The organism is Stenotrophomonas sp. 78350_Sma, from assembly GCF_056482105.1.
In genome coordinates, this window is record NZ_CM151182.1 from 1,636,967 (window position 1) to 1,658,879 (window position 21,913).

The window sequence follows — 21,913 nt, forward strand, 5'->3', positions numbered from 1 at the left end:
CGCATCCCCGTTGTAACGAGCCTGCCGAGTATCGCCCCATGACTGAATTCGTTGTCGCCATCCCGGCCCGCTATGCCGCCTCGCGGCTGCCGGGCAAGCCGCTGCGTCTGCTGGGGGGTGAGCCGCTGGTGCTGCACGTGGCGCGCCGCGCGCTGCAGGCAGGCGCTGGCGAGGTATGGGTCGCTACCGACGATCAACGCATTGCCGACGCGCTGTCCGGGCTGGCCGAGGTGAAGGTAGCGATGACCGCCACATCGCATGTGTCCGGTACCGACCGCCTGGCCGAATGTGCGCGTATCGTCGGCTGGGCAGACGACACCGTGGTGGTCAACCTGCAGGGGGACGAACCGTTCGCGCCTGCGGCCGGCATCCGTGCGGTGGCCGAAGCGCTGGTCGGCGGCAACGCGCCCATGTCGACCCTGGCCACCTCCGTCGAGGACGCGCAGACGCTGTTCGACCCGAACGTGGTCAAGCTGGTGCGCAACGTGCGCAACGAGGCGATGTACTTCAGCCGCGCACCGATCGCCTGGCACCGCGATGGTTTCGCGCGCAGCCGCGACACGCTGCCGGAAGGGCATGCCTGGCTGCGCCACATCGGCATCTACGGCTACCGCGCCGGTTTCCTGCAGCAGTTCGCGGCGATGCCCCCGGGCCAGCTGGAGCAGGTCGAATCGCTGGAGCAGCTGCGCGTGCTGGAAGCGGGCCATCCGATCAGTGTGGCGATCTCGCCGGAACCGTTCCCGCCCGGCATCGACACGCCCGAAGATCTGGAACGCGCTGAAGCGCTGCTGCAGGCGCTGGCCGCGCGATGAGGCTGCTGGTCGTCTGCCTCGGCAACATCTGCCGTTCGCCGATGGCCGAGGGTGCGCTCCGCGCACGCCTGGACGCTTCGCCGCTGGCGGGGCGGGTGCAGGTGGATTCGGCCGGCACCGGCGACTGGCATGTCGGCGAGCCACCGGACCGGCGCGCGATCGCCTGTGCGGCCGGGCATGGCGTGGACATCGGCGGCCTGCGTGCGCGCCAGCTGCAAGCCGCTGATTTCGACCGCTTCGACTGGACCCTGTGCGCCGACGAGGCGAACCTGCGGGACGCCGGCCGCCTGGCCACGCCTGCCCAGCGTGAGCGGCTGGCGCTGTATCTGCCCTGGTCGGGCGGGGAGGGGCGGGTGGCGATCCCCGATCCCTATACCGGCGGCAGCGATCACTTCGAGCAGGTCTGGACGCTGGTCGACAATGCTGCAAAACGTGCAGTGGCACGACTGTTGCATGACGCCGACTCCGGCATAATCGGGCCATGAACGTCCAGCCCGTCCCGGACCTGCCCGAGTTCGCCACCTGGCTCAACGCCGCCCCCTGCACCCTGACCGAACTGCGCGGTCGGCCGGTGGCGCTGTTGTTCGTCAACGCCGCCTCTGCCTGGAGCGCGCAGCGCCTGGCCGAATTCGGTCAATGGCTGTCGCGTCACCCCGGCATGCTGCAACCGCTGGTGTTGCAGGTACCCCGTTTCGATTTCGAGCGTGACGCCGGCGCCGCACTGAAACTGCTGCGTCGCCAAGGGCTGTCAATGCCGGTCCTGCTCGATGCTGACTGGGATGGTTGGCGTCGCTTCGGCGTCACATCGTGGCCGACCGTGGTGCTGCTGGATGCGCAGGGGCGCGAACAGCAACGGCTGGTCGGGCTGGGTGCTCCGGGAGACCTTGAGCGCGCGTTGAATGCGCTGTGCCACGGCGCGCCGTCGGCACCGCCGCGCGGCGGTACCGAGCTGCACCCGGAGCCGCGGCAGGCACTGCGTTTTCCGCTGGGCCTGGCGGTCAGCACCGAACGCCTGTACATCGCCGACAGTGGCCATCACCGCATCCTCGAATGCAGCCACGGCGGGCGCATCCTGCGCCAGTTCGGGTTGGGGACGGCCGATTTCATGGACGGCAACCTCGCCGAAGCGGCGTTCCATCGTCCGCAGGCGCTGGTGCTGGAGCGCGACGCGCTGTACGTGGCCGACACCGGCAACCATGCTGTGCGCCGCATCAACCTGCTGACCGGCATCGTCGACACGCTGTGCGGCAATGGCCGCCCCGGCGCGCCGGTGGAGGGCCCGGTAGCGCAGGCGCGGCAGGTCTCGCTGGACCACCCGGTCGGTCTGGCCATCGCCGATAACCAGCTGCACATCGCCATGGCCGGCGACAACCGCATCTGGAGCTACCACCTCGGGCAGCGCAGCCTGCAATGGCGCGCCGGCAGCGGTGCCATCGACGAGCGTGATGGCAGCGGCCATCTGGCTGCGTTCGCGCAGCCGACCGCACTGGCCGTGGTGCAGCAGGTGCTGTACGTGGCCGATGCGCTGGGCTCCTCGATCCGTGCACTGCAGCTGCGTGGGGATCTGGTGCAGACGCTGGTCGGGCAGGGCCCCTGGCGTTTCGGCGATGAAGATGGCCCGCGCGCGCAGGCCAGCCTGCAGTTCCCACAGGCGATCGCGCTGAGTCCGGATGCACCGCTGCTGTGGATTGCCGATACCGGTAATGGCCGCCTGCGCACGCTGCGTCTGGGCGGTGGCGAACTGACGACCCAGCCGCTGCCGCGCCGCCTGCATGGCCCGGCCGGACTGGCCGTGGGTGCCGGTGCGGTGTGGATCGCCGAGACCGACGCCCACACCGTGCTGCGATTCGACCCCGAAAGCGGCGTGCTCAGCGAAGTGCCGATCAGCGAATGACCGACGTTCCCGCCCCGGCCTTCGACGGCAAGGCCTTCGCGGCCCAGCTCAGTACCGCCCCCGGTGTGTATCGCATGTACGCTGCCGACGACACCCTGCTGTATGTCGGCAAGGCGCGTGCGCTGCGCAACCGTGTCGGCAGCTATTTCAACGGCAGCCCGAAGAATGCGCGGATCATGTCGATGATCTCGCAGATCGTGCGCATGGACGTGACCGTCACGCGCTCGGAAGCCGAAGCGCTGCTGCTGGAAAACCAGCTGATCAAGTCGCTGTCGCCGCGTTACAACGTCTCGCTGCGCGACGACAAGACCTATCCGCATGTGCTGCTGACCCGCGAGGACTGGCCCCGCATCGCCCTGCATCGCGGCCCGCGTGCCATTCCCGGGCGCTATTTCGGGCCGTATCCCGGCGTCACTGCGGTGCGCGAAACGCTGAACCTGATGCACAAGCTGTTCAAGCTGCGCAGCTGCGAGGACAGCGTGTTCCGCAACCGCTCGCGGCCGTGCCTGCAGTACCAGATCGGCCGTTGCAGCGCGCCCTGCGTGGAGCTGGTGGCGCCTGCCGAGTACGCTGAATCGGTGCGCCGCGCCGCGCTGTTCCTGGAAGGCAAGAGCGACGAGCTGACCCGTGAACTGGGCGAGCAGATGCAGGCCGCCAGCGAGGCGCTGGAGTTCGAACAGGCCGCGCGCCTGCGTGACCTGATTTCCTCGCTGCGCAGCATGCAGACCCGCCAGTATGTGGACGGCCGTGCCGCCGACCTGGACGTGCTGGCAGTGGCCATGCAGGGCTCGCAGGCCTGCGTGCTGCTGCTGGCCTTCCGTGATGGCCGCAACCTCGGTACCCGCCCGTTCTTTCCGCGTACCAATGGCGAGGAGAGCCCGGAGGAAGTGCTGGCCGCGTTCGTCTCGCAGTACTACATCGAATTCGAGCCGCCGCGCGAGATCCTGCTGGACCGCGAGATTCCCGACGCCGACCTGCTGGTCGCCGCGCTGTCGGCCTCGGCCGAGCGCAAGGTGCAGCTGAAGTGGAACGTGCGCGGCGAGCGTGCCGGCTACGTGGAGCTGGCCAGCCGCAACGCGCAGCTGACCCTGGCCACCGAACTCAACAGCCGCAACGCGCAGCACGCGCGCAGCGATGCATTGCGCGACATGCTGGGTCTTGCCGAGCCGGTCAAGCGTGTCGAATGTTTCGATATCAGCCACACCCTGGGCGAGGCCACCGTGGCGTCGTGTGTAGTGTTCGACGCGGCAGGCCCGGTGCGCGCGCAGTACCGCCGCTTCAACATCAGCGGCATCGAGCCGGGCGATGACTACGCCGCCATGCGCCAGGCCATCGACCGCCGCTTCCGCCGTGCGGTGGAAGAGCAGGGCGTGCTGCCGGACGTGCTGCTGATCGACGGTGGCGCCGGCCAGCTGGCACAGGCCCAGGCCGCACTGGCCGACCTGGGCGTGGAAGGCGTGCTGCTGGTAGGCGTGGCCAAGGGCGTGGAGCGCCGCGCGGGCCACGAAGCGCTGGTGATGCCCGATGGCCGCGAGCTGCGCCCGGGCGCGGCCAACCCGGCGCTGCAGTTCATCCAGCAGGTGCGCGACGAGGCGCACCGCTTCGCCATCACCGGCCACCGCGGCCGCCGCCAGAAGGCACGGATGACCAGCAAGCTGGAGGACATCCCCGGTATCGGGCCGCGCCGCCGCGCCAGCCTGCTCAAGCATTTCGGCGGCCTGGTGGGCCTGAAAGCCGCTGGCGAAGCGGAAATCGCCAAGGTGGAAGGCATCAATGACGCCCTCGCGGCACGTATCTACGCTAACCTGCACGGGTTGGCCACGCCTGATGCGGCCGAGTAGAGAGAGAAGCACGCAAGCATGAAGTTGACCCTGCCCACCTGGCTGACGTTGTTGCGGATCGTGATGATCCCGGTGCTGGTGCTGGTGTTCTACCTGCCCTACACCTGGACCAACTTCGCTTCGGCGGCGATCTTCGGCCTGGCCGCGATCACCGACTGGCTCGATGGCTGGATCGCCCGCCGCTACCAGCTGGAGTCGGCCTTTGGCGCCTTCCTCGACCCGGTCGCGGACAAGCTGATGGTGGCAGTGGCGCTGTTCCTGATCGTGCAGGGCCACCCGACGCCGTGGATGGCGTTCTGGGCGGCGGTCATCGTCGGTCGTGAGATTGCAGTATCGGCGCTGCGCGAATGGATGGCCGAGCTGGGCCAGCGCGCCAAGGTGCGCGTGGCGATGATCGGCAAGGTCAAGACCACCGCGCAGATGGTCGCGCTGTTGTGCCTGCTGTATTCGGTGGCCCCCAACGTGCCGGTGGAAGACATCTGGATGGGCTGGCCGGTGTTCCACATCGGTGACTGGACTTTGGCGATTGCTGCGGTACTGACCCTGTGGTCGGGTCTGCAGTACCTGCACGCCGCATGGCCGAGCCTGCGCGAAGACGAACGCGCCGCACGCGAGCGCTCGCGGCAGAAGAAGCTGGGCAACTGAGCCCCGGGGGCGGATCCCTTTCCGCAGGGAAGGGCTCTGACCCTATTGATGCGCCTATCCACGCATGGCGTGGATCTACTGGAAATGCTGCATCCACGGAGGATGCGGATCAATCGGTTTGCGGGGACGCCGTGGTAGATCTACGCCATGCGTGGATACGCGGTGCAAGGCGCCTCGCAGACCCTGAAAAAAGCGCTTGACGCAATCCTTGGAACAGGTAAAATTTCGCCTCCCAAGCGGGAATAGCTCAGTTGGTAGAGCGCAACCTTGCCAAGGTTGAGGTCGCGAGTTCGAGTCTCGTTTCCCGCTCCAGATTCTGATCTACAGGATTCCAAGGAATTTTGTAAGTCGTTGAAAGCAGGGTTGAAAGTCCCTTTTTTCGTTCCAGTGCTAGCCACTGGAATCCAGCAGTAGCTGGCGCTTTTTTAGTCCATTTTTTAGTCCATCAATACGGACACTGGCTAAGGCGCATTGTTGCTGGGTGGTAGCGGGCGATATGTCGACCATCTGTTCCTGAATCCAGGCACAGAGGAGTTGAGCATGGCACTCTCCGACACAACCATTCGGCAAGCGAAAGCCAAATCCAAAGCCTATACGATAGGCGACACCGACGGTCTCTCACTGGCCGTATCCCCCGAAGGCGGCAAAAGCTGGCATTTCCGGTACAGCTGGAATGGCAAGCAAAGACGGCTATCTCTCGGGACCTATCCCGAAGTCTCCCTCAAAGAAGCTCGTACCCGGCGCGACCTCGCTCGCGAACTGGTTGCTCGCGGAATCAACCCACGCAGGCACCGCAATCAGGAACGCCGCATGGCCTTGCTTGCCGAGGAGCATACCTTCAGGAGGGTGTTCGAACAGTAGTTCGAGTTCCGCAAGCTGAGCCTCAAGCCGGGCCGACAGAGCACCCAGGAGCAAATCCTGCGCATCTTCGACAAGAACCTTCTGCCCACTCTCGGATCAAAGTCCGTGTACGAGATCCCTCGTCCTGATCTCCTGGAGGCTCTTGAGAAGATTGAGCGCCGCGGAGCTCTCACAACAGCTGAGAAGTGCCGGACGTGGCTTCGCCAGTTGTATCGCTACGTGCTGGTGAAGGTCGCCGATCTTGAACACAACCCGGCATCCGACCTCGATGTTGTGGCGGCACCCAAGAAGCCAGTCACGCACAACCCATTCCTACGGATGGCGGACCTCCCCGAGTTGCTGCAGAAGCTACGCCCGTACTCGAGGACGCTGCAGATTCAGCTTGGGGTGCGGTTGCTGCTGCTGACCTGCGTTCGGACAGGAGAGCTTCGTCTGGCGACCCCGGGCCAGTTTCAACTTGATCAAGGCCTCTGGATCATCCCGCCTGAGGTGGTCAAGCAACTGCAGGTGGAAATGCGCAAGGATTGCAAGCTGCCCTCGGATATCCCTCCGTACATCGTCCCGCTTTCCGTGCAGGCGCAGGAGATCATCCGCCATTTGCCGGCGCAGCGCCGGCCCTCGCTGAAGTACCTGCTGGGTCACCAGAACAAGTTGAGCGAACGGATTAGCGAAAACACCCTGAAGGCCGCGTTGCGACGCATGGGATACGTCCGCCTACTGACCGTCCATGGAATTCGAGCGACCATATCGACAGCATTGAATGAGGTTGCCTACCCGAAGGTCTGGGTTGACGCCCAGCTATCGCACACGGATCCTGACAAGGTTAACTTCTCCTACAACCACGCCGAGTATGTCGAGCAACGCCGCTGCATGATGCAGGACTGGGCAGATCGCCTCGATCTCTGAGAGCAGGGGTTGTCAGAGGCAGCTAGCCTGCACTTGAATCTGACCGTGCAGTTTGATGCGATGCCGCTGTTACCGAACCAGTTAAATGCCGAAGTACGCCCCGACCCAGAGTCGCCCAGCACCGAGGGCCAGGAGCTGGCTGTCAGCCCATCGCTTGCCGCCGCTGCTCTGCGGTTGCCGGCCGTTCCGATCCGGGAGGCCCCTCCGGCACCAGTGGAGCCCGAGCTCTCCCCGTATCAACGGGAGCATACCGACAAGCTGGAGGTGTATGAGGCTCCGCGCAATCTGCCTGTCATCACGTTCGCCAAGCTCGCCGGCAAATCCCGCGATCAGGTGAACCGCGACATCAAGGCTGGACGCTTGCTAACGCTCGCTCTCGGGAGCCGCGGGCAGCGCGCCCCGGACTGGCGGCCGGATGGTGTGCGCCACAAGCTCACCCAAGCGCTCCTCAAGCAAGCAGCGGACGCTATGGACGAGCGGGCAATCTATCGCGCACTTTCTCAGCCACATAGCGAGCTGGGCGGGCGACCGCCGATCGATGTTGTTACCCAGACCTCTGTTGATAGAATCAGCGCGCTTCTCTGTGGGGCTTGGGCGGAAGGCTGAGATTGATCGTATGCCTGAGTGGGCGGACCGCCTGGGGTCGCAGGTCGACTCCGCCCCTCTCCACGACCCCGTAGTTACAACAAGCATTCCTCGAAAGGATAACTGACACCGGCTGAGCCGCGTTGAGTGAATTAGGAGATTGTTGGTGAGCAATAATTTGGATTGGCTGAATGGATTGGCAGAGGGACAGGCTGACTTCGATGCAGCGATTCGGCAACTGGATTCCAAATTTTCTGGGGTGTCGAACTTTCTTGCTTGGAGAGAGACCGTCTTGATGGCTCAATCCAAGTATCCGAGCGACATGCCTGGCGTATCAGCCCCTCCGTTGTATGTGGCTCATCGCTGGCTCCAACTTGCGGAAGCAGGCTGCTTGGACGTGAGAGTGGATCCTGCACGAGGGTTGATTGTTGAGGAGAAGCTGGGTGATGATTCTGCGCGGCTTGGTCCTTCAAGTGAGGTTATCCGCAATCAGATCAGTAAGCTGATCTTCAAGAAATTGAATGAGCTTCCCGATGGGCGCATGCTGCAAATCTACGAACTTGCCCACGCGTTCCAGACGGCTACCAAGAAGAGATTGGCCGACTACCAGCAGGAATTGGAAGAGGTCATAGAAGATCTGAGCGAGAAGTCGTACATCCAACATCGCACGAGGGGTCTGGGTGGAATGATCCTCTTCTGCAAGGGAATTGATTTTGACGTTTGGCAAGACGAAATCATGTCAACGCGCTCTCGACCGGCGGCTGCACCATCACCATCACCATCACCATCACCATCACCTATACCGGCTCCTGCTGCACCCGCAAGCCATACCTACATTTTCCATGCTCCCGTAGCCTCTGTTCAAACCGGTGCCAATGCCGTGGCACATGTTCAGCAGACTGCGGATCAGAGCCAGTTCGCAGAGTTGAAAAGTGCCCTTGAGGCCGTTCTTGCTGAACTGGCTAAGTCGAATCTTCCTGCGGACGAGCGGGAGGACGTGAGAGAACTGGTCCGGACCACCATCACTGAAGTCGAGAAGGAAAAGCCGAACAAACTGACAGTGCGCACCATGCTGGGTGGTATTGCGACTACAGTCCAGACGCTTGGCTCATCTTCCGACGCCTACAAGGTTTTCAAGGCGGCAGCAGCCGTCGTAGGCGTTACGCTTCCGTAAATCCGGCCGACTTGACTGTGCCCGGCGCAAAGGCTTTGGCGATAGCCGTCGCGACATTGCTGTCAGGCGGCTAGTCGATGCTCGTAGTACGGGTGCTGCCGATCATCAAGAATTTCGTAAAGCGCGGGCAGATTCCGCGGATCTGTATTGAGCCAGCGCTGCACGTGCTTAGGCTTGATGTTGATGATGGTCCTGTCGTGGCCGACTGCGGCCACCTCAGGCTCCGGCTCATCAGTTATGGCGGCGAAGGACAACAGCTCTTCGTCGGGCCCATTCCGCCGGGACCATAGGCAGGCGATCAGCATCGGCTCGCCAGTGCGCGGACTGAACTGCACAACTTGGCTGGTGCCGTCGTCCCGGGTGACGTTCTCATAGAACGTATCGGCGATGATCAGACCATGCGTGAAACCGAACTGGCTCTTCCAGAAACGCTCCAGGTTGTCGCTGCGAGCGTTATACGTGCCACTGATGGAGCCATCCTGGGTCTGGCTGGCCGTGATGAAGGGGACATCCATCCCTTTGGGGATTTTCGCGTCACTGCCTTGCGAGCGCTCCCAATACAGCCGGACAAACTCGGGCTGGAGGCCGAGGTGGCGATGATCCCCAACCCGGAGAACATGGATGCACGGCACCTCTATGTCGCCCTGACGCGCGGTTCGACCCGCCTCGTCGTGTACTCGAGTACGCCGGAGCTTGTGCCCCAGAGAGCCTGAGTCGCAGGATGCCGTATCCTGCCTCTGCGCGCCTGAGTGACTGAACGCTTCGGCGCACGATCTTTTGCTTGCTACGTCATTTCCTGGATATACACTTGTCTTTTTGTATATCCGGCAAAGAGGTATGTTTCGTGCAAGTGGCCAAGTGGGGCAACAGCCTAGCCATCCGGCTGCCCGCCAGTGTCGTCGAAGTGCTTGAGTTGCGTGAAGGCGATGACATTGAAGTCGTGGTCGATTCGCCGCGCACGTTCGCCATCAGCAAGAAGTCCGGTGCCGACGAGCTACTGGCGCGCCTGCGCCGGTTCCGCGGCAAACTGCCGGCCGACTTCAAGTTTTGCCGGGACGAGTCAAATGGGTAGGTCCGAAGTGGGATTGCCCAGGTTCTTTGTCGACAGCAGCGTGATCCTCAATCTGATGTCCGCGGACGCGTCTAGGGCAGGGAGCGCAGAAGCGCTCATTGCAAGGCGGCCTGTGATCAGTGTGCAGGTCCTCAATGAAGTTGCGCATGTCTGCCGTGACGAGCTACGCATGACCTGGAGTGAGGTGGGGCAGTTCCTGGATGAGGTGAAGGCTCTGTGCGATGTCGTGCCCATGACCATGGAAGCTCACGACCTGGCGCGCAGAATTGCAGATTGGCATGGCCTGTCGTTTTGTGATGCCTCCGTTGCGGCCACCGCCACCATCGAAGGCTGCCGCTCTCTGTACACTGAGGGCGTCCACGGTCTCATTCTGGAAGAGAGCCTGACCTTCAGGGATCCGTTTGCGTGACGCTTCCTGCGACACCGTAAAGAACAAGAACAAAGGCCGTCACAGATCGGGATGGCCAAGGATAGCGAGGCACAGGACGTACCTATGATCTGCATCGATTGCGTAACACCGGCCCCACTCAAGAAGCTGTTCGAGACATATGGGCAGGAAGGTGACTGCGAGTACTGCAATCGCACTGGCTCCACCATAGCGCCTCAGCGGTTGTTCGAGTACATCTACGCTCGCGTTCTGGAAAACGTCGCCACCAAGGATGACATGTCCGACTTCGAGCTGAACATGTTGTATGAAGGCGGATCGGACTCCATTCCACTGACCGAGGCCGATATCGTTCTCTCCGAATGGTGCAACTTAGGAGAAGAGCCGTACATCGAACAGCTACTGGCAGCTATGCCCGACCATATTCGAACCGATGACGAGACTGGGTGTGACAGGCATTTCTTCGGGGATGACGGGTCCTTGGAGCGCAACTTCTACGAGGAACGCTGGGAATCATTCGTCGAGAATGTCCGTCACAGGCACCGCTTCTTCAATGCGGAGGCTGGCAGATTCCTGGGGTCCGTGTTCTCGCTATTGGTCACCGATGGCGGTGCACTCAAGCCAGAGGTGGTTCGGACCCTCGCCAACGGCGATCTGCTCTACCGTGCAAGGCTTGCGCAGACTCAGAAACAAGCTGAAGACATTGTCGCCAATCCTGCTGGTCAGTTCGGAACCACCCCAAAGTATCTTGCCAGCAGCCAGCGCATGACCCCGAATGGCATTTCTGCCCTCTACTGTGCATTGGAACGGGGGACCTGCTTGAGCGAGATCCGCTCCATCACCGGGGACCACGTCGTCAGCGCCGCCTTGACGCCCAACGGCGAACTAAAGCTTCTGGATCTGACCGCTCTGGACCGTCTCGAACCGCCGCCGCTCACGCTGCTGGATGAGGGGTTCCGTGAGGCATGGCATAGAAAGGTTTTCCTAGGTTCATTGGTCAAGAAGATGTCCCGACCGAAGGCGCGCCATGATGAGCTGAGTTATCTGTCCACTCAGGTGGTCTTCGAATACCTGCAGGTGCGCTTTGGCGACCAGGTGGACGGGTTGGTGTTTCCTTCCGTGCAAACGGGCGAGGCGGGCACCAACATCGTGGTGTTTCCCGAAGCCTGCCGACTCTCCTATGAGCCGCCAGCCGATGCTGACCCGGCAGACGGTCCTGCCCAAGTGGCCGTGCCGGTGGAAACTCCGTTCTATCCACCCGCGAAGCTGGCGGTGGTGGCCGGCTCCATCCGCTTCCACAAGGTCATGGCGATCGAGACCCGAGCTCGTGAGTATCGCCACAGCTACGACTTGTTCATGTGCGACCTGACACGTAAGCGCTTGGGGTTCGATCGCGATGAGCCCAGTTAGTGAGCAAGAGCCGAGGTCGCCTAGCGGGCAACGGGCCTCATCCTTTTCCTCCACTCGCGCTTTCCAGCGCGCCGGGCACTTTCTTACCCTGTTGGACGGCGCTCATGCATCCTGCGCATGGAAAGCGAGCGCTATGCTGACCGCGCCTGAAATTTTGACATAGCTTCTGCATCGCCCTTCGGCGTATGTAGTCGAGTGAGATGCAACGCTGGAGTGGTGGTGAAATGAAAAAAAGAAGGCGAATCCTGCTCGACACAAATGTATGGAGCTACGCCTCTGAACTGAACATGGGCGATGCGCTAAGTCGAGCCGCAAGGGAAGCGGCTACCGAAATTCTTGTTTCGCCTACCGTGGTGGAGGAGCTCAAGAGAATACCTGACGTCAAAAGACGGCAGGCAGTCTTAAAACTTGTTACGCGGCCCGGCTGGAAGCGGCTTATGCCAGAGGCCTACAGTGAGTGTCTGGAAATGAAGGCCGAGATCAAACGGCTACGACCGCAATGGGCAATCTCGAATCCGACCTTCATCGAGGTGAATCGACTTCGCTACGACTGGGTAAGAAGGTCGGGCGGATTCTGGGAGCGAGCTGCAAAAAGCATCCCCGACCCAGTCACGGACGAGAGCATGCGGGCAGAAGAAGAGCTTAAGCTCGCTCGGCTCGAAGCAGTTGAGGTCCGCGATAGGGTCAAAAGCTCTAACCAGAACCTTGGCCATACGCATCTACAGCAAATTGCGCACGAGCCGAAGTTTGACGTACGAGGTTGGAATGGCACGCCGGTGGACTACTGGCGGGCTCCCAGTCTGTACGTTTTCGGTGCAGAGCTCGAGATCTATGCCAGTCCCTATCGGGAGTGGTTGGACAACGAGGTGGACGTTATGTCTATGCTGAATGATCGAGAATCCATGAACCGTCTTTGGTATCACGAACTTGACGCTCGCAATGTTCCAAGGCAGTGGATGAGAGGAGCCTTCGAGTTTCTAATGGCGTGGCACAAGGTTACTCCTGGAACCCCGGGCGATTGTGCACTTGCAACCTATCTACTGGACGCTGATGTGGTTGTCTCTGCCGACAAGAATTTTGTTCATTTCGCAGATCGCTGCCATGCAGAAGCTCCTTTTCAAAGCGCTAAAGCCGTCAAAGTTCGAGGAGGCGAAGGAGCCATTGAAGATCTCCTCGAACTTGTGATGGGTGGAACCTAGATTCCTCGCCAGCGTCACCTCAGATGGTGGAGCCATCAGCGGACCCACAATGCTCTTACGCAATGAAACAGCGACCTCGGCCGCCCGACTTTGCTTTAGCGACGCCCAGTGCTCACGCACCGGCGTCGCTACCGCATGGGCTGAACTTTCCAACATCACTCCGTCGAATCGACCGGCGACGCGGCGGGCACCGTCTCGCCGCTGTCCGCCGGGGGGGGCATCCACTCCTCATGGCGGCATGGCTGGGCGGTCGGCGAGGCGATTGCACGGCATCTGCGTGGGCAAGGGCCGGAAGCGGAACGAGTGGCGCGGCAGGTAGCGCCGGCATTCCATGGCAAGCGCCTGCTGCGTTGGGCGATGGATCATCTGCAGGCCGACTGGCCGCTCAACGCAATGCTGCACACGGCGGCCACGCGGCGCCTCGCCGAGCAGGCCTACTTCCACCGCCGTGGCCTGCGCACGTGAAGAGAGCAGGCAGCGGCCTGAACGCCGTCCTCTTGCCGCGGTGAAAATTCCTGTTGACGCCGTGCAGCAATATCGACACAATAGCGCTCCTTCGACGCAGGTCGAACGGAATCTGCGGGAATAGCTCAGTTGGTAGAGCGCAACCTTGCCAAGGTTGAGGTCGCGAGTTCGAGTCTCGTTTCCCGCTCCAGATTCAAGAAGAACGCTCCCGCAAGGGGGCGTTTTTCGTTTGTCACTTCGGTTGCACCACTGCCGCGCTGGCGTGGCTTGCCGGGCAGGGCGCTGCACCAGGTCCGGGCATCCTGCCGGTCGAAACCAGGGCAGCGGTTGTCCTGCGGAATGTAGACGTAGGGAACGTCATCTTCGTAGGTGAAGTGGTAGTAGTAGCTCCGGTCCTTCCCGTACAACCAGTAGTTCGACGAGCCCTGGTTGATGGCATACGGCTCGAAGGTGAAGATCGAGGATTCACCGGGGATGAAGTTGCTGCGCTCCATCCGTAGCTGCAGGGCGTTCGAGACCAGTGGGGTGGTCAGGACGAGCACGATCACACCGACAGTCGCTGTCGTGATCGAGCCAATCAGCAGCCGGTGGCGGGGGTGTTTCACGGTCGGGCAGCATCGAAGCAGGACAGTGCTGCAATGTGCAATACGCCGTAAAAGTCGTCCAGTGTTCCGTGCCGGGAACGCATTGAAAGCGTAGTGAAAGACTGGGTCGGCGTTGCCTGAACCGCACGCGTGCTGTGACCTTTTTCGGACGATTTCTCCATGTTCGCTCCACAATCGCACGGTAGCCTTCATGCTCCTTCTACACGTTGGCGGGCTGGTGGTCAGGCGTATCACTCCAGTGGCAGTGCCCAGGACCGGGCGCGGACTCTCCCTGCATGCAGTGCTGCGCCCTGGCGCGTTGTTGGCAAGCCTGGCCCTGGCTGGCTGCATGTCGGTGCCGGTGCCGGACCTGCCTGACCGCACGCCCAGTACCTGGACCCAGGTGCCGCAGGGGCAGGGCGTGGCGGTGGATGCCAGGCAGTGGTGGAAAGTGCTGTCCGCCCCGGCGCTGGATGGCCTGGTCGATCAGGCGGTCGCCGGCAACCTGGACCTGCAGCAGGCGACGCTTCGCCTGCAGGCCGTACGCATCGTCGCCGGTACGTCCGACTCGCGTTTCCTGCCGGAAATCTCGGCCAGCGCCAAGCAGGTGCAGGACGCCGCCGCAGTGGATACCTACTTCCATGCCGGCATTGAAGCGATCTGGGACCTGGGCCTGTTCGGCGCCGCCGAGAGTGCGCAGCTGAGCGCGCAGGCCTCGGCCGGCAATGCCGAGGCGCTGCGCAATGCCGCGCAGGTGGCGGTGATTGCCGACGTGGTGCGCAGCTATCTGGACCTGACCGTGGCACAGGCCCAGCAGGACCTGCTGGCCAAGCAGCAGGCCGTGGATGACCGTGGCGAACAGTTGGCCCTGGTCCGCCAGCGCCTGCGCCTGGATGAGCCGGGCGAGCTGGATCGCCTGCGTGCACGCCAGGCCGCCACCCGCGCCGCAATCGCACAGGCTCGGGAAAACGCCGACAACGCGGCCCGCGCGCTGGCATTGCTGCTGGGCCGTGACGGTCCGGACCCGGCCTGGCGCGCCTACCGCACGCCGCCGAAGCTGGGCACGTTCTCGCTGCAGCAGGTACCCGCTGATCTGCTGCGCCACCGTCCGCAGATCCTGCTGGCCGAATCGGAGGTGATGCAGGCCGCGGCCAGCAAGGGCGCGGCGCGCGCTGCGATGTATCCGCGGATCAGCCTGGGTGGTTCGATCCTGTACGCCTACAACCTCACCCAGAACGCCCGCTCCAATTCCGATTCCAGTCCGTCGATCGGCCCGTACGTCGATATTCCACTGTGGGACTGGGGCCAACGCCGCGCGCGTTTCCATGCCGATGAGAAGCAACTGGACGCCGCATTGCTCGGCTACCGCAAGGCCGTGCTGGAAGGCGTGAGCGAAGTGGAAGGTGCGCTCGGCAGCCTTGCACGCCAGGACAGCAGCATCCAGTCGCTGCGCGCGGCCAACGATGCAGCCGGACAGCAGGTCAAGCGCCAGGCGCGGCAGGTGCAGCTGGGCCTGTCCAGCGAATTCGACGGGCTGGACACGCAGCGTGCCGCGCTGGCCTCGCAGGCCGACCTGATCGGTGCGCAGGGCGCACGCGTGCTCGCCTTTGCGTCGCTGTACCGCGCGCTTGGCGGCGCACCGCTGCCGGTCGAGGGTGAGGGCGAACAGCAATGATCGCGTTGGCCCGCAAGACCCTGGCCTACGAGTGGCGCCGGTTCCTGCCGGTAGTGCTGGCGATGTGTTTCGCCGGCGTGCTGTTGATCGTGCAGGCTGCACTGGTGCTGGGCATCTTCGGCACCGCGGCGATCTACGTGAAAGCATCGTCGGCTGATATATGGGCCGGTTTCCCCGGCACCCAGAGCGTCAACTACGGCCATGCAATCAGCGCCGACGTCGAAAGCCACCTGCGCATGGATCCGGATGTCTCCCGCGTCGAACCCTATGAGTGGGTTGATGGCGAATGGCGCTCCAGCGCGCAGGGTACGGGCAACGTGTCGGTGTATCTGTCCGGCATCTCCACCCGCGACGACGCGATGATGTTCGCGCACATCCTGCCCGCCGACCTGCGTGCACAGCTGCGCGAACCGGGCGCCGTGATCGTGGACAGCGCCGACCTGGATACGCTGGGCGTGGATCTGCAGAACAATCGTGCCTGGATCAACGGCAAGGCCGTGCGTGTGGTTGCCGCGCAGCCCGGCCTGCGTGGCCTTGGTGGCGTCAACGTGCTGGCTTCGCTCGACACCGCGCGTGCCATCGCCGGCACTGACCCGCATGAGGGCAGTACCTATTTCGTGGCCGGCCTGCGCTCGCCGGACCTGGCCGACCGCGTGCGTGATCGACTGGCGGCGTCGATGGGCCAGGCCACACCGGTCGAGTTCTGGACCGCGCCGGAATTCGCCAGCCGCTCGCAGCAGCACTGGCTGTTCGATACCGGCGCGGGTATCGCGGTGTTGTTCATGGCCGTGATCGTCTGCTTCGTCGGTGCGGTGATCACCAACCAGTCGTTCGCCTCGGTGGTGGCCGGCTCGGTGCGCGAGTACGCCACGCTCAATGCACTCGGTGCGGGTCGCTATGCGCTGGCGCGCGTGGTGTTCGAGCAGGCCTTGCTGATCGGCGGCGTGGGCATGTTGCTGGCGGCAGCCTTCAGCACCGTGGTGCTGTTGATCGCGCAGACCCAGCGCGTACCGGTGCAGCTGACGCCGATGGTGATCTTCGGCTGCGTGGCGCTGGTCGCGGTGATGGCCATGCTCTCCAGCATCATGGCGGTACGCAGTGTCGTCCGCTCCGATCCATCGTTGCTGCTGCGTTGAGGGCCGGCCGATGACTTCTACTCGCGCTGTCGCCCCGACCCTGCAGGCCGACGCACTGGAAAAGGGTTTCATGTCCGGCGATGTGCAGGTGCCGGTGCTGCGTGGCCTGTCACTGGACGTCTATCCCGGCGAGCTGACCCTGGTATCCGGCCCGTCCGGCTGCGGCAAGAGCACGCTGTTGTCGCTGCTGTCCGGCCTGTCCGCACCCGATGGTGGTCGCGTGCATGCACTCGGCCAGGATGTGGGCCACATGAGCCGCAGCGAAGTGGAGCGTTTCCGCCTGCACCATGTCGGGTTCGTGTTCCAGGGCTTCAACCTGTTCCCGGCACTGACCGCGCTGGAGCAGGTACAGCTGCCGCTGGGCTACCGCGGCATGAGCAATCGCGAAAGCGAGCCGCTGGCCCGCAAGGCGCTGGAAGAAGTGGGCCTCAGCCATCGCAGCCACATGCGACCGGCGCAGTTGTCCGGCGGTGAGAAGCAGCGTGTAGCCGTTGCGCGCGCCTTCGCCAAGTCGCCGACGCTGATCTTCGCCGACGAACCCACCAGCGCGCTGGACGCCGAGAACGGCCAGCGCGTGATCGACATCCTGCATCGCTACGCACGTGCGCATGGCGCCACCGTGCTGTGCGTGAGCCACGATCCGCGCCTGATCCGGCATGCCGATCGGGTGATCGCCATGGAAGACGGCATGGTCCGTGATGACCGCCGCCAGAACGAAACTGTAGAGTCCGCCCCATGACCAAGACGTCGCACCTGCTTCCCCTCAGCCTGGCCCTGTCCGCGGCACTGCTGCTCGGCGCCTGTTCCAGGGACGCGCCTGCCCAAGCACCTGCAGGTAAGGCCAGCGCTGCCACCGCCGGCAAGGTCGCGGTCGCGCGCGGCATCATCGACGTCGAGGGTGGCCTGATCGCGCTGGCACCGCCGGTGGATGGCTCGATCACTGCCGCACCGGTGAAGGAAGGCGCCACGGTGAAGAAGGGGCAGCTGTTGTTGTCGCTGGATGGCGCCCTGCTGCAGCAGGAGGTGGCGATGGCCACCGCGGATCTGACGCTGGCCAATGACCGCCTGAAGGGCAGCCAGGCGCAGCTGCGCGAACTGGAGCGCAACGCCACCCGCCTGTCTACCGGCGCCAGCGAAGGCGTGTCGTCCAACCAGCAGGCCGATGCGGCCAAGCAGCAGTTGGCCGGCTTGCATGCTGACGTCGACGTGGCCGGTGCGCAGGTCGACATGGCCCAGCACAAACTGGAACACGCCAAGCTGAAACTGCAGCAGATGTCGCTGAGTGCGCCGGAAGCCGGCACCGTGGTCGGCCAGGTCCCGGGACTCGGTGCCTTCGTGCAGGCTGGCAAGCCGGCGATCTCGTTGTTGCCGGCGCGCCCGCTGCAGGTGCGTGCCGAACTCAGCGCCGCCTATGCGGACGCCGTGCAGGTCGGCATGCAGGCCACCGTGGTGCCGGACAGCGATGGTGCCGAGAACACCAGCACGCTGCCATCGGCACGCGTGGTGCGCATCAGCCCGGTGTTTGCGCAGGCCCGCCTGCCTGAAGATGCAGGGCGTGGCGTAGCCAAGGTGGTGGAATGCGTGCTGGAGTTCGATGGCGAGGCCAAGGCGCGCTTCGGCCAGCATGTGCGGGTGGAGTTCCGGAAGTAAGCCTGGCGTTGGGGTCGGGCCGTCTAGGGGCCCTTTCGACGCCTGAGTGCCCGCCATGCGCTCACCGCCGACACCAGGCACAGCGCCAGCAGCAGGCCCACGTCCAGCAGCAGCAACCACAGCATGTGCATGCCGTGTACGGGCGGCTGGTGCATTGCCGACAGCATCCACGGTACCGACCACGCCAGCAGCAGCGCGAAGGCGATCAGCAGGCGCAACCACAGCCGCTTCAGTTTCCAGGGCCGCACGATCAAGGCAGCCACCACCAGCTCGACCGTTCCCAGTAGCGCGAACACGATGACGGTGCTGGTCGGGTAGGGCAGCTCGGCGCCTTCCAGGCGATGCAGCAGCCAGTAGTCCGGGGTGAAGCCGGCATTGACCAGTGCGGCGATCAGCGCCAGCCAGGTGAGCGCGACCAGCAGCCAGAACAGGCGGATGTAGCGTCTAGGCATCGGCGGTGTCCGGGGTGTTGGGCAAGCGGCTACGTGATGCAAGGCACACGGATGTGGCGATCGCGGCCAGTGCCAGCAAGCCGGGCCCGACGGTGAAGTACAGCAGGCGCAGCGGGTGGTTGTGCATCAGTGTCCAGCTCGCGAACGCCAGGGGTATCGCCAGCACCAGCAGCTTGGCGAACAGCGGCCGCAGCACTGCGATCAGCGGCTGGGCGCCAATGAACATCCAGAACAGATAGAACTGGGCGATGCCCAGGCCGATGTCACGATGTGAAGCAAAGCCGAAATGGTCGCGATACCAGTTCATTCCCAGCGGTATCAGTGCCCAGTACAGCAGGGCCACCAGCAGATGCAGCAGCAGGGCGATCAACATGGGCGTGCCGCGAAGGAGCATGGGCGAATGGAGCCGGGCGGGGCAGCGTACCCCAGCGCGGACGCCCGTGACCGCATGATGTGAAGACTGTTGACGGCGTGAAGGAATTTGGACACAATAGCGCTCCTTCGACGCAGGTCGAACGGAATCTGCGGGAATAGCTCAGTTGGTAGAGCGCAACCTTGCCAAGGTTGAGGTCGCGAGTTCGAGTCTCGTTTCCCGCTCCAGATTCTACAGGGCCCCGGTAGGGGCCTTGTTTTTCTCCCGCCACGGCAAGGCGGGGCACGTTGGGCCACAAGGCTTTACGCGCAGTCAGAAAGGTGAAATCGCTGGTGTGTGTTCCGGATTTCCGGTACCATGGTGGCTTACGCGGGAATAGCTCAGTTGGTAGAGCGCAACCTTGCCAAGGTTGAGGTCGCGAGTTCGAGTCTCGTTTCCCGCTCCAAGTTTTGATCTACAGACTTCCACTGACGTCTGTAAGTCATTGAAATTAGGGGCTTCGGCCCCTTTTTTCATTCCAGCCAAAGCCACGGAAATCCACCGACAGCCAGCGTTTTTGAGGCCAAAATTGAGGCCAGAGAATGCGGGTGGTGCCGGTTCCGGGTTGTTGCTGGGGTTGGATCGGGATGACCAGCAGCATTGAGCCTAAGTCTCACGACTTAGGAGTTTGATGATGGCACTCTCTGATCTGACCGTGCGGCAAGCCAAGGCCGCCAAGAAAACCTACAGCATCCCCGATACCGATGGCCTCGGCCTGGTGGTCGCCCCCACCGGCGGCAAATCGTGGCACCTGCGCTACTACTGGCTCGGCAAGCAAAAACGCATATCCCTGGGCAACTATCCCGAGATCGGCCTGCGCGAAGCCCGCACCTTGCGCGACGAAGCCAGGGCGCTCCTGGCCCAAGGCATCAACCCCCACACCGACCGCAAGCAGAAACGGCATGCGGTCAAGCTGGCCTCGGACTACACATTCAAGGCAGTCTTCGATGCTTGGGTCGAGCACCGCGCCAAGGAACTCAAGGAAGGCCGGAACAGCACACTGTCGCAGATCAAGCGGATCTTCGAGAAAGACGTGCTGCCCAGCCTCAAGCAGATGTCGATCTATGACATTCGCAGGCCGCAACTCCTGGGCGTCCTGGCGCGGATCGAGAAGCGCGAGGCCTTCACCACTGCCGAAAAGGTCCGGACCTGGCTGGGGCAGCTATTCCGCTATGCGCTCGTCATCGTCGAGGGCATGGAGGCCAATCCGGCCACGGACCTGGACGTAGTGGCCGAGCCCAAGCCCGCGGTGACCCATAACCCCTACCTGCACCTGCCCGAGCTTCCCGAGTTCCTCCAGAAGCTCAGGCTCTACAACCCGCGCGGCTGGCAAACCCAGCTCGGTATCCGCCTGCTGTTCTTGACCGGCGTGCGCACCGGCGAACTGCGGCTGGCGACCCCGGATCAGTTCGACCTCGACCGTGGGCTTTGGATCATCCCCCCGCAGATCGTCAAGCAGCTTCAGGACGAGATGCGCAAAGCGGGGAAGCGGCCGCAGGACGTACCGCCCTACATCGTGCCGCTGTCCCTTCAGGCCATCGAGATCGTGCGCTACCTCCTGGGGGTGATGCGGCCCGCCCAGCGCCACCTGCTGACGCACCGCAGCGAACTCAAGAAGCGCATCAGCGAGAACACGCTCAACGCCGCCTTGAAGCGGATGGGCTACGAGGACAAACTGACCGGCCACGGTATTCGTGGAACCATCTCGACGGCACTCAACGAGATCGGCTATCCCAAGATTTGGGTGGACGCGCAGCTTTCGCATTCCGACCCAAACAAGGTGAGTTCGGCCTACAACCACGCCAAGTACGTGGAACCGCGCCGCCGGATGATGCAGGACTGGGCCGACCGCCTCGACTTGCTCGAACAGGGCCAAGTCGAAGCGGCCAGCGCGCACCTCACTATCCACATCGAGGGCGTACCGGCCATGGCGGAGGAGGACAAGCCCGACGCCATCGTTGCAGCTTCCTCTGCGCCTCCCGTTCCGCCGGTGGTGGCCACCCCCATCGTCGTGACGCCGAACGAAGGGGGCATCACCTTCCAACGGTTGTCGCAGGTGCCGCCATCCCCGACTCATGCGCCAGAACCCGAGGTGTCGGCCATCCAGCGCGAGCGCGAGGAAATGCTGGCCATCTACGAATCGCCGAGCAGTCTGCCGGTGCCCCTGTTCGGCAAGTTGGCTGGAAAGTCCAAGGACCAGATCAACCGCGAGTTGAAGGCGGGCAAGCTGCTCTCCATCAGCCTGGGCAACCGGGGGCAGCGAGTTCCCGATTGGCAACTGGTGCCGCTCAAACACAAGCTGGCCCAGGTGCTCATGCGCCAGTACCCCCAGGCGGATTCATGGGAGCTTTACCGCATGCTGACCCAGCCACATCCCGACCTGGGTGACCGCGCGGCCATCGACATCGTGACGCCAAGCAATCTGGGCATGGTGGTACAGATCATCGCAGGCAGCGAGCCACATGCGAATGCTCCCGAGGTCGTACCGCCGCGGCCTATCTCCGAAGAGGTGCGCCAGAGTGTTCGCCGGCTGATGGAGAGCGCTGTCGCCTTGGACGGCGCATAGGGTTACAGCCCTCGCGGGGGCCTTACGGCCCCCGCGCTACATCTGCACCGCCTGCATGAGTTCGCTCAGCACGCTGTGCGGGAGCGAAGGACACGGCGCCGGTATGCGCCGTCGAGAAATCGAGCAGACGATCATGCATGTCCAGCAGATCGCCGGACGCCTGGCGTCTGCACATCAGGGAACGCTCAG

At 63.3% G+C, this 21,913-nt stretch carries 20 protein-coding genes, 4 tRNA genes and 2 pseudogenes; 23 read left to right on the top strand and 3 right to left on the bottom strand.

Going from position 1 to position 21,913, the window contains the following annotated elements:
* Nucleotides 1-38: 38 nt before the first annotated feature.
* The 10 genes from kdsB (at nt 39) to ACZK4H_RS07575 (ending at nt 8,718) form a co-directional block, all read left to right on the top strand.
* Entirely contained in the window at nt 39-812 is a 774-nt protein-coding gene (gene kdsB / locus ACZK4H_RS07530) for a 3-deoxy-manno-octulosonate cytidylyltransferase (RefSeq protein ID WP_099552682.1), read from the top strand.
* Entirely contained in the window at nt 809-1,297 is a 489-nt protein-coding gene (locus ACZK4H_RS07535) for a low molecular weight protein-tyrosine-phosphatase (protein ID WP_099552681.1), read from the top strand. The genes kdsB and ACZK4H_RS07535 overlap by 4 nt, the downstream gene beginning before the upstream one ends.
* Nucleotides 1,294-2,706, top strand: a complete 1,413-nt coding sequence (locus ACZK4H_RS07540) for a hypothetical protein (RefSeq protein WP_099552680.1) — start codon at nt 1,294-1,296, stop codon at nt 2,704-2,706. The genes ACZK4H_RS07535 and ACZK4H_RS07540 overlap by 4 nt, the downstream gene beginning before the upstream one ends.
* Nucleotides 2,703-4,547: an excinuclease ABC subunit UvrC gene (gene uvrC, locus ACZK4H_RS07545; protein WP_099552679.1), complete on the top strand. Its 1,845-nt coding sequence runs from the start codon at nt 2,703-2,705 to the stop codon at nt 4,545-4,547. The genes ACZK4H_RS07540 and uvrC overlap by 4 nt, the downstream gene beginning before the upstream one ends.
* Nucleotides 4,548-4,565: 18 nt before the next feature.
* Entirely contained in the window at nt 4,566-5,192 is a 627-nt protein-coding gene (pgsA, locus tag ACZK4H_RS07550) for a CDP-diacylglycerol--glycerol-3-phosphate 3-phosphatidyltransferase (RefSeq protein WP_010486073.1), read from the top strand.
* A gap of 236 nt (nt 5,193-5,428) precedes the next feature.
* Nucleotides 5,429-5,504, top strand: a tRNA-Gly gene (locus ACZK4H_RS07555).
* A gap of 228 nt (nt 5,505-5,732) precedes the next feature.
* Nucleotides 5,733-6,053: an Arm DNA-binding domain-containing protein gene (locus tag ACZK4H_RS07560; RefSeq protein WP_239503709.1), complete on the top strand. Its 321-nt coding sequence runs from the start codon at nt 5,733-5,735 to the stop codon at nt 6,051-6,053.
* Between the two features lie 81 nt (nt 6,054-6,134).
* Nucleotides 6,135-6,959 carry a tyrosine-type recombinase/integrase gene (locus tag ACZK4H_RS07565; RefSeq protein WP_478470209.1) on the top strand — a complete coding sequence of 275 codons (825 nt, stop codon included), beginning with the start codon at nt 6,135-6,137 and terminating at the stop codon, nt 6,957-6,959.
* A gap of 33 nt (nt 6,960-6,992) precedes the next feature.
* Nucleotides 6,993-7,565, top strand: coding sequence for a hypothetical protein (locus tag ACZK4H_RS07570; RefSeq protein WP_239503707.1), 573 nt, complete (start codon nt 6,993-6,995; stop codon nt 7,563-7,565).
* Nucleotides 7,566-7,710: 145 nt separating this feature from the next.
* The gene (locus ACZK4H_RS07575; protein ID WP_143567644.1) at nt 7,711-8,718 is read left to right on the top strand and encodes a hypothetical protein; all 1,008 of its coding nucleotides are present in this window, start codon (nt 7,711-7,713) and stop codon (nt 8,716-8,718) included.
* Between the two features lie 62 nt (nt 8,719-8,780).
* Here ACZK4H_RS07575 and ACZK4H_RS07580 read toward each other — a convergent pair.
* A pseudogene (locus ACZK4H_RS07580) lies at nt 8,781-9,197 on the bottom strand (SOS response-associated peptidase family protein); the annotation flags it as partial.
* 365 nt (nt 9,198-9,562) lie between these two features.
* Here ACZK4H_RS07580 and ACZK4H_RS07585 point away from each other — a divergent pair.
* From ACZK4H_RS07585 to ACZK4H_RS07630, 10 genes and pseudogenes are all read left to right on the top strand, one after another.
* Complete coding sequence (locus tag ACZK4H_RS07585; protein ID WP_099552676.1) at nt 9,563-9,790, top strand: AbrB/MazE/SpoVT family DNA-binding domain-containing protein; 228 nt, start codon at nt 9,563-9,565, stop codon at nt 9,788-9,790.
* A 40-nt stretch (nt 9,791-9,830) separates the two neighbouring features.
* Nucleotides 9,831-10,199, top strand: coding sequence for a PIN domain-containing protein (locus ACZK4H_RS07590; RefSeq protein ID WP_239503706.1), 369 nt, complete (start codon nt 9,831-9,833; stop codon nt 10,197-10,199).
* A gap of 84 nt (nt 10,200-10,283) precedes the next feature.
* Nucleotides 10,284-11,585, top strand: a complete 1,302-nt coding sequence (locus ACZK4H_RS07595) for an RES family NAD+ phosphorylase (RefSeq protein ID WP_099552719.1) — start codon at nt 10,284-10,286, stop codon at nt 11,583-11,585.
* Nucleotides 11,586-11,785: 200 nt separating this feature from the next.
* Entirely contained in the window at nt 11,786-12,784 is a 999-nt protein-coding gene (locus ACZK4H_RS07600; protein WP_197577768.1) for a type II toxin-antitoxin system VapC family toxin, read from the top strand.
* Nucleotides 12,785-12,946: 162 nt separating this feature from the next.
* A pseudogene (locus ACZK4H_RS07605) lies at nt 12,947-13,249 on the top strand (NAD(P)/FAD-dependent oxidoreductase); the annotation flags it as partial.
* A gap of 114 nt (nt 13,250-13,363) precedes the next feature.
* Nucleotides 13,364-13,439, top strand: a tRNA-Gly gene (locus ACZK4H_RS07610).
* A gap of 605 nt (nt 13,440-14,044) precedes the next feature.
* Nucleotides 14,045-15,508: an efflux transporter outer membrane subunit gene (locus tag ACZK4H_RS07615; RefSeq protein ID WP_099552673.1), complete on the top strand. Its 1,464-nt coding sequence runs from the start codon at nt 14,045-14,047 to the stop codon at nt 15,506-15,508.
* Nucleotides 15,505-16,644, top strand: coding sequence for an ABC transporter permease (locus tag ACZK4H_RS07620; RefSeq protein WP_099552672.1), 1,140 nt, complete (start codon nt 15,505-15,507; stop codon nt 16,642-16,644). Before ACZK4H_RS07615 ends, ACZK4H_RS07620 begins: the two co-directional genes overlap by 4 nt.
* Nucleotides 16,645-16,654: 10 nt before the next feature.
* Nucleotides 16,655-17,383, top strand: a complete 729-nt coding sequence (locus ACZK4H_RS07625) for an ABC transporter ATP-binding protein (RefSeq protein ID WP_099552671.1) — start codon at nt 16,655-16,657, stop codon at nt 17,381-17,383.
* Complete coding sequence (locus ACZK4H_RS07630) at nt 17,380-18,294, top strand: HlyD family secretion protein (protein ID WP_099552670.1); 915 nt, start codon at nt 17,380-17,382, stop codon at nt 18,292-18,294. Before ACZK4H_RS07625 ends, ACZK4H_RS07630 begins: the two co-directional genes overlap by 4 nt.
* A 23-nt stretch (nt 18,295-18,317) precedes the next feature.
* Here ACZK4H_RS07630 and ACZK4H_RS07635 read toward each other — a convergent pair whose 3' ends face one another.
* Together ACZK4H_RS07635 and ACZK4H_RS07640 are read right to left on the bottom strand one after the other, a co-directional pair.
* A complete protein-coding gene (locus tag ACZK4H_RS07635) occupies nt 18,318-18,746 on the bottom strand; it encodes a hypothetical protein (RefSeq protein WP_099552669.1) in 429 nt (142 codons plus the stop codon).
* Nucleotides 18,739-19,140: a hypothetical protein gene (locus tag ACZK4H_RS07640; RefSeq protein ID WP_099552668.1), complete on the bottom strand. Its 402-nt coding sequence runs from the start codon at nt 19,138-19,140 to the stop codon at nt 18,739-18,741. The genes ACZK4H_RS07635 and ACZK4H_RS07640 overlap by 8 nt, the downstream gene beginning before the upstream one ends.
* Nucleotides 19,141-19,270: 130 nt before the next feature.
* On the opposite strand from ACZK4H_RS07640, the gene ACZK4H_RS07645 reads away from it, so the two are divergent.
* From ACZK4H_RS07645 to ACZK4H_RS07655, 3 genes are all read left to right on the top strand, one after another.
* A tRNA-Gly gene (locus ACZK4H_RS07645) sits at nt 19,271-19,346 on the top strand.
* Between the two features lie 142 nt (nt 19,347-19,488).
* Nucleotides 19,489-19,564 (top strand) — tRNA-Gly (locus ACZK4H_RS07650).
* 225 nt (nt 19,565-19,789) lie between these two features.
* A complete protein-coding gene (locus ACZK4H_RS07655) occupies nt 19,790-21,724 on the top strand; it encodes a tyrosine-type recombinase/integrase (RefSeq protein ID WP_031657176.1) in 1,935 nt (644 codons plus the stop codon).
* The last annotated feature ends 189 nt before the right edge of the window (nt 21,725-21,913 follow it).

Coding starts and splice junctions, on each gene's coding strand:
- kdsB (WP_099552682.1), top strand. CDS start 39: ATGACTGAATTCGTTGTCGCCATCCCGGCCCGCTATGCCGCCTCGCGG.
- ACZK4H_RS07535 (WP_099552681.1), top strand. CDS start 809: ATGAGGCTGCTGGTCGTCTGCCTCGGCAACATCTGCCGTTCGCCGATG.
- ACZK4H_RS07540 (WP_099552680.1), top strand. CDS start 1,294: ATGAACGTCCAGCCCGTCCCGGACCTGCCCGAGTTCGCCACCTGGCTC.
- uvrC (WP_099552679.1), top strand. CDS start 2,703: ATGACCGACGTTCCCGCCCCGGCCTTCGACGGCAAGGCCTTCGCGGCC.
- pgsA (WP_010486073.1), top strand. CDS start 4,566: ATGAAGTTGACCCTGCCCACCTGGCTGACGTTGTTGCGGATCGTGATG.
- ACZK4H_RS07560 (WP_239503709.1), top strand. CDS start 5,733: ATGGCACTCTCCGACACAACCATTCGGCAAGCGAAAGCCAAATCCAAA.
- ACZK4H_RS07595 (WP_099552719.1), top strand. CDS start 10,284: ATGATCTGCATCGATTGCGTAACACCGGCCCCACTCAAGAAGCTGTTC.
- ACZK4H_RS07600 (WP_197577768.1), top strand. CDS start 11,786: ATGCAACGCTGGAGTGGTGGTGAAATGAAAAAAAGAAGGCGAATCCTG.
- ACZK4H_RS07615 (WP_099552673.1), top strand. CDS start 14,045: ATGCTCCTTCTACACGTTGGCGGGCTGGTGGTCAGGCGTATCACTCCA.
- ACZK4H_RS07620 (WP_099552672.1), top strand. CDS start 15,505: ATGATCGCGTTGGCCCGCAAGACCCTGGCCTACGAGTGGCGCCGGTTC.
- ACZK4H_RS07625 (WP_099552671.1), top strand. CDS start 16,655: ATGACTTCTACTCGCGCTGTCGCCCCGACCCTGCAGGCCGACGCACTG.
- ACZK4H_RS07630 (WP_099552670.1), top strand. CDS start 17,380: ATGACCAAGACGTCGCACCTGCTTCCCCTCAGCCTGGCCCTGTCCGCG.
- ACZK4H_RS07635 (WP_099552669.1), bottom strand. CDS start 18,746: ATGCCTAGACGCTACATCCGCCTGTTCTGGCTGCTGGTCGCGCTCACC.
- ACZK4H_RS07640 (WP_099552668.1), bottom strand. CDS start 19,140: ATGCTCCTTCGCGGCACGCCCATGTTGATCGCCCTGCTGCTGCATCTG.
- ACZK4H_RS07655 (WP_031657176.1), top strand. CDS start 19,790: ATGATGGCACTCTCTGATCTGACCGTGCGGCAAGCCAAGGCCGCCAAG.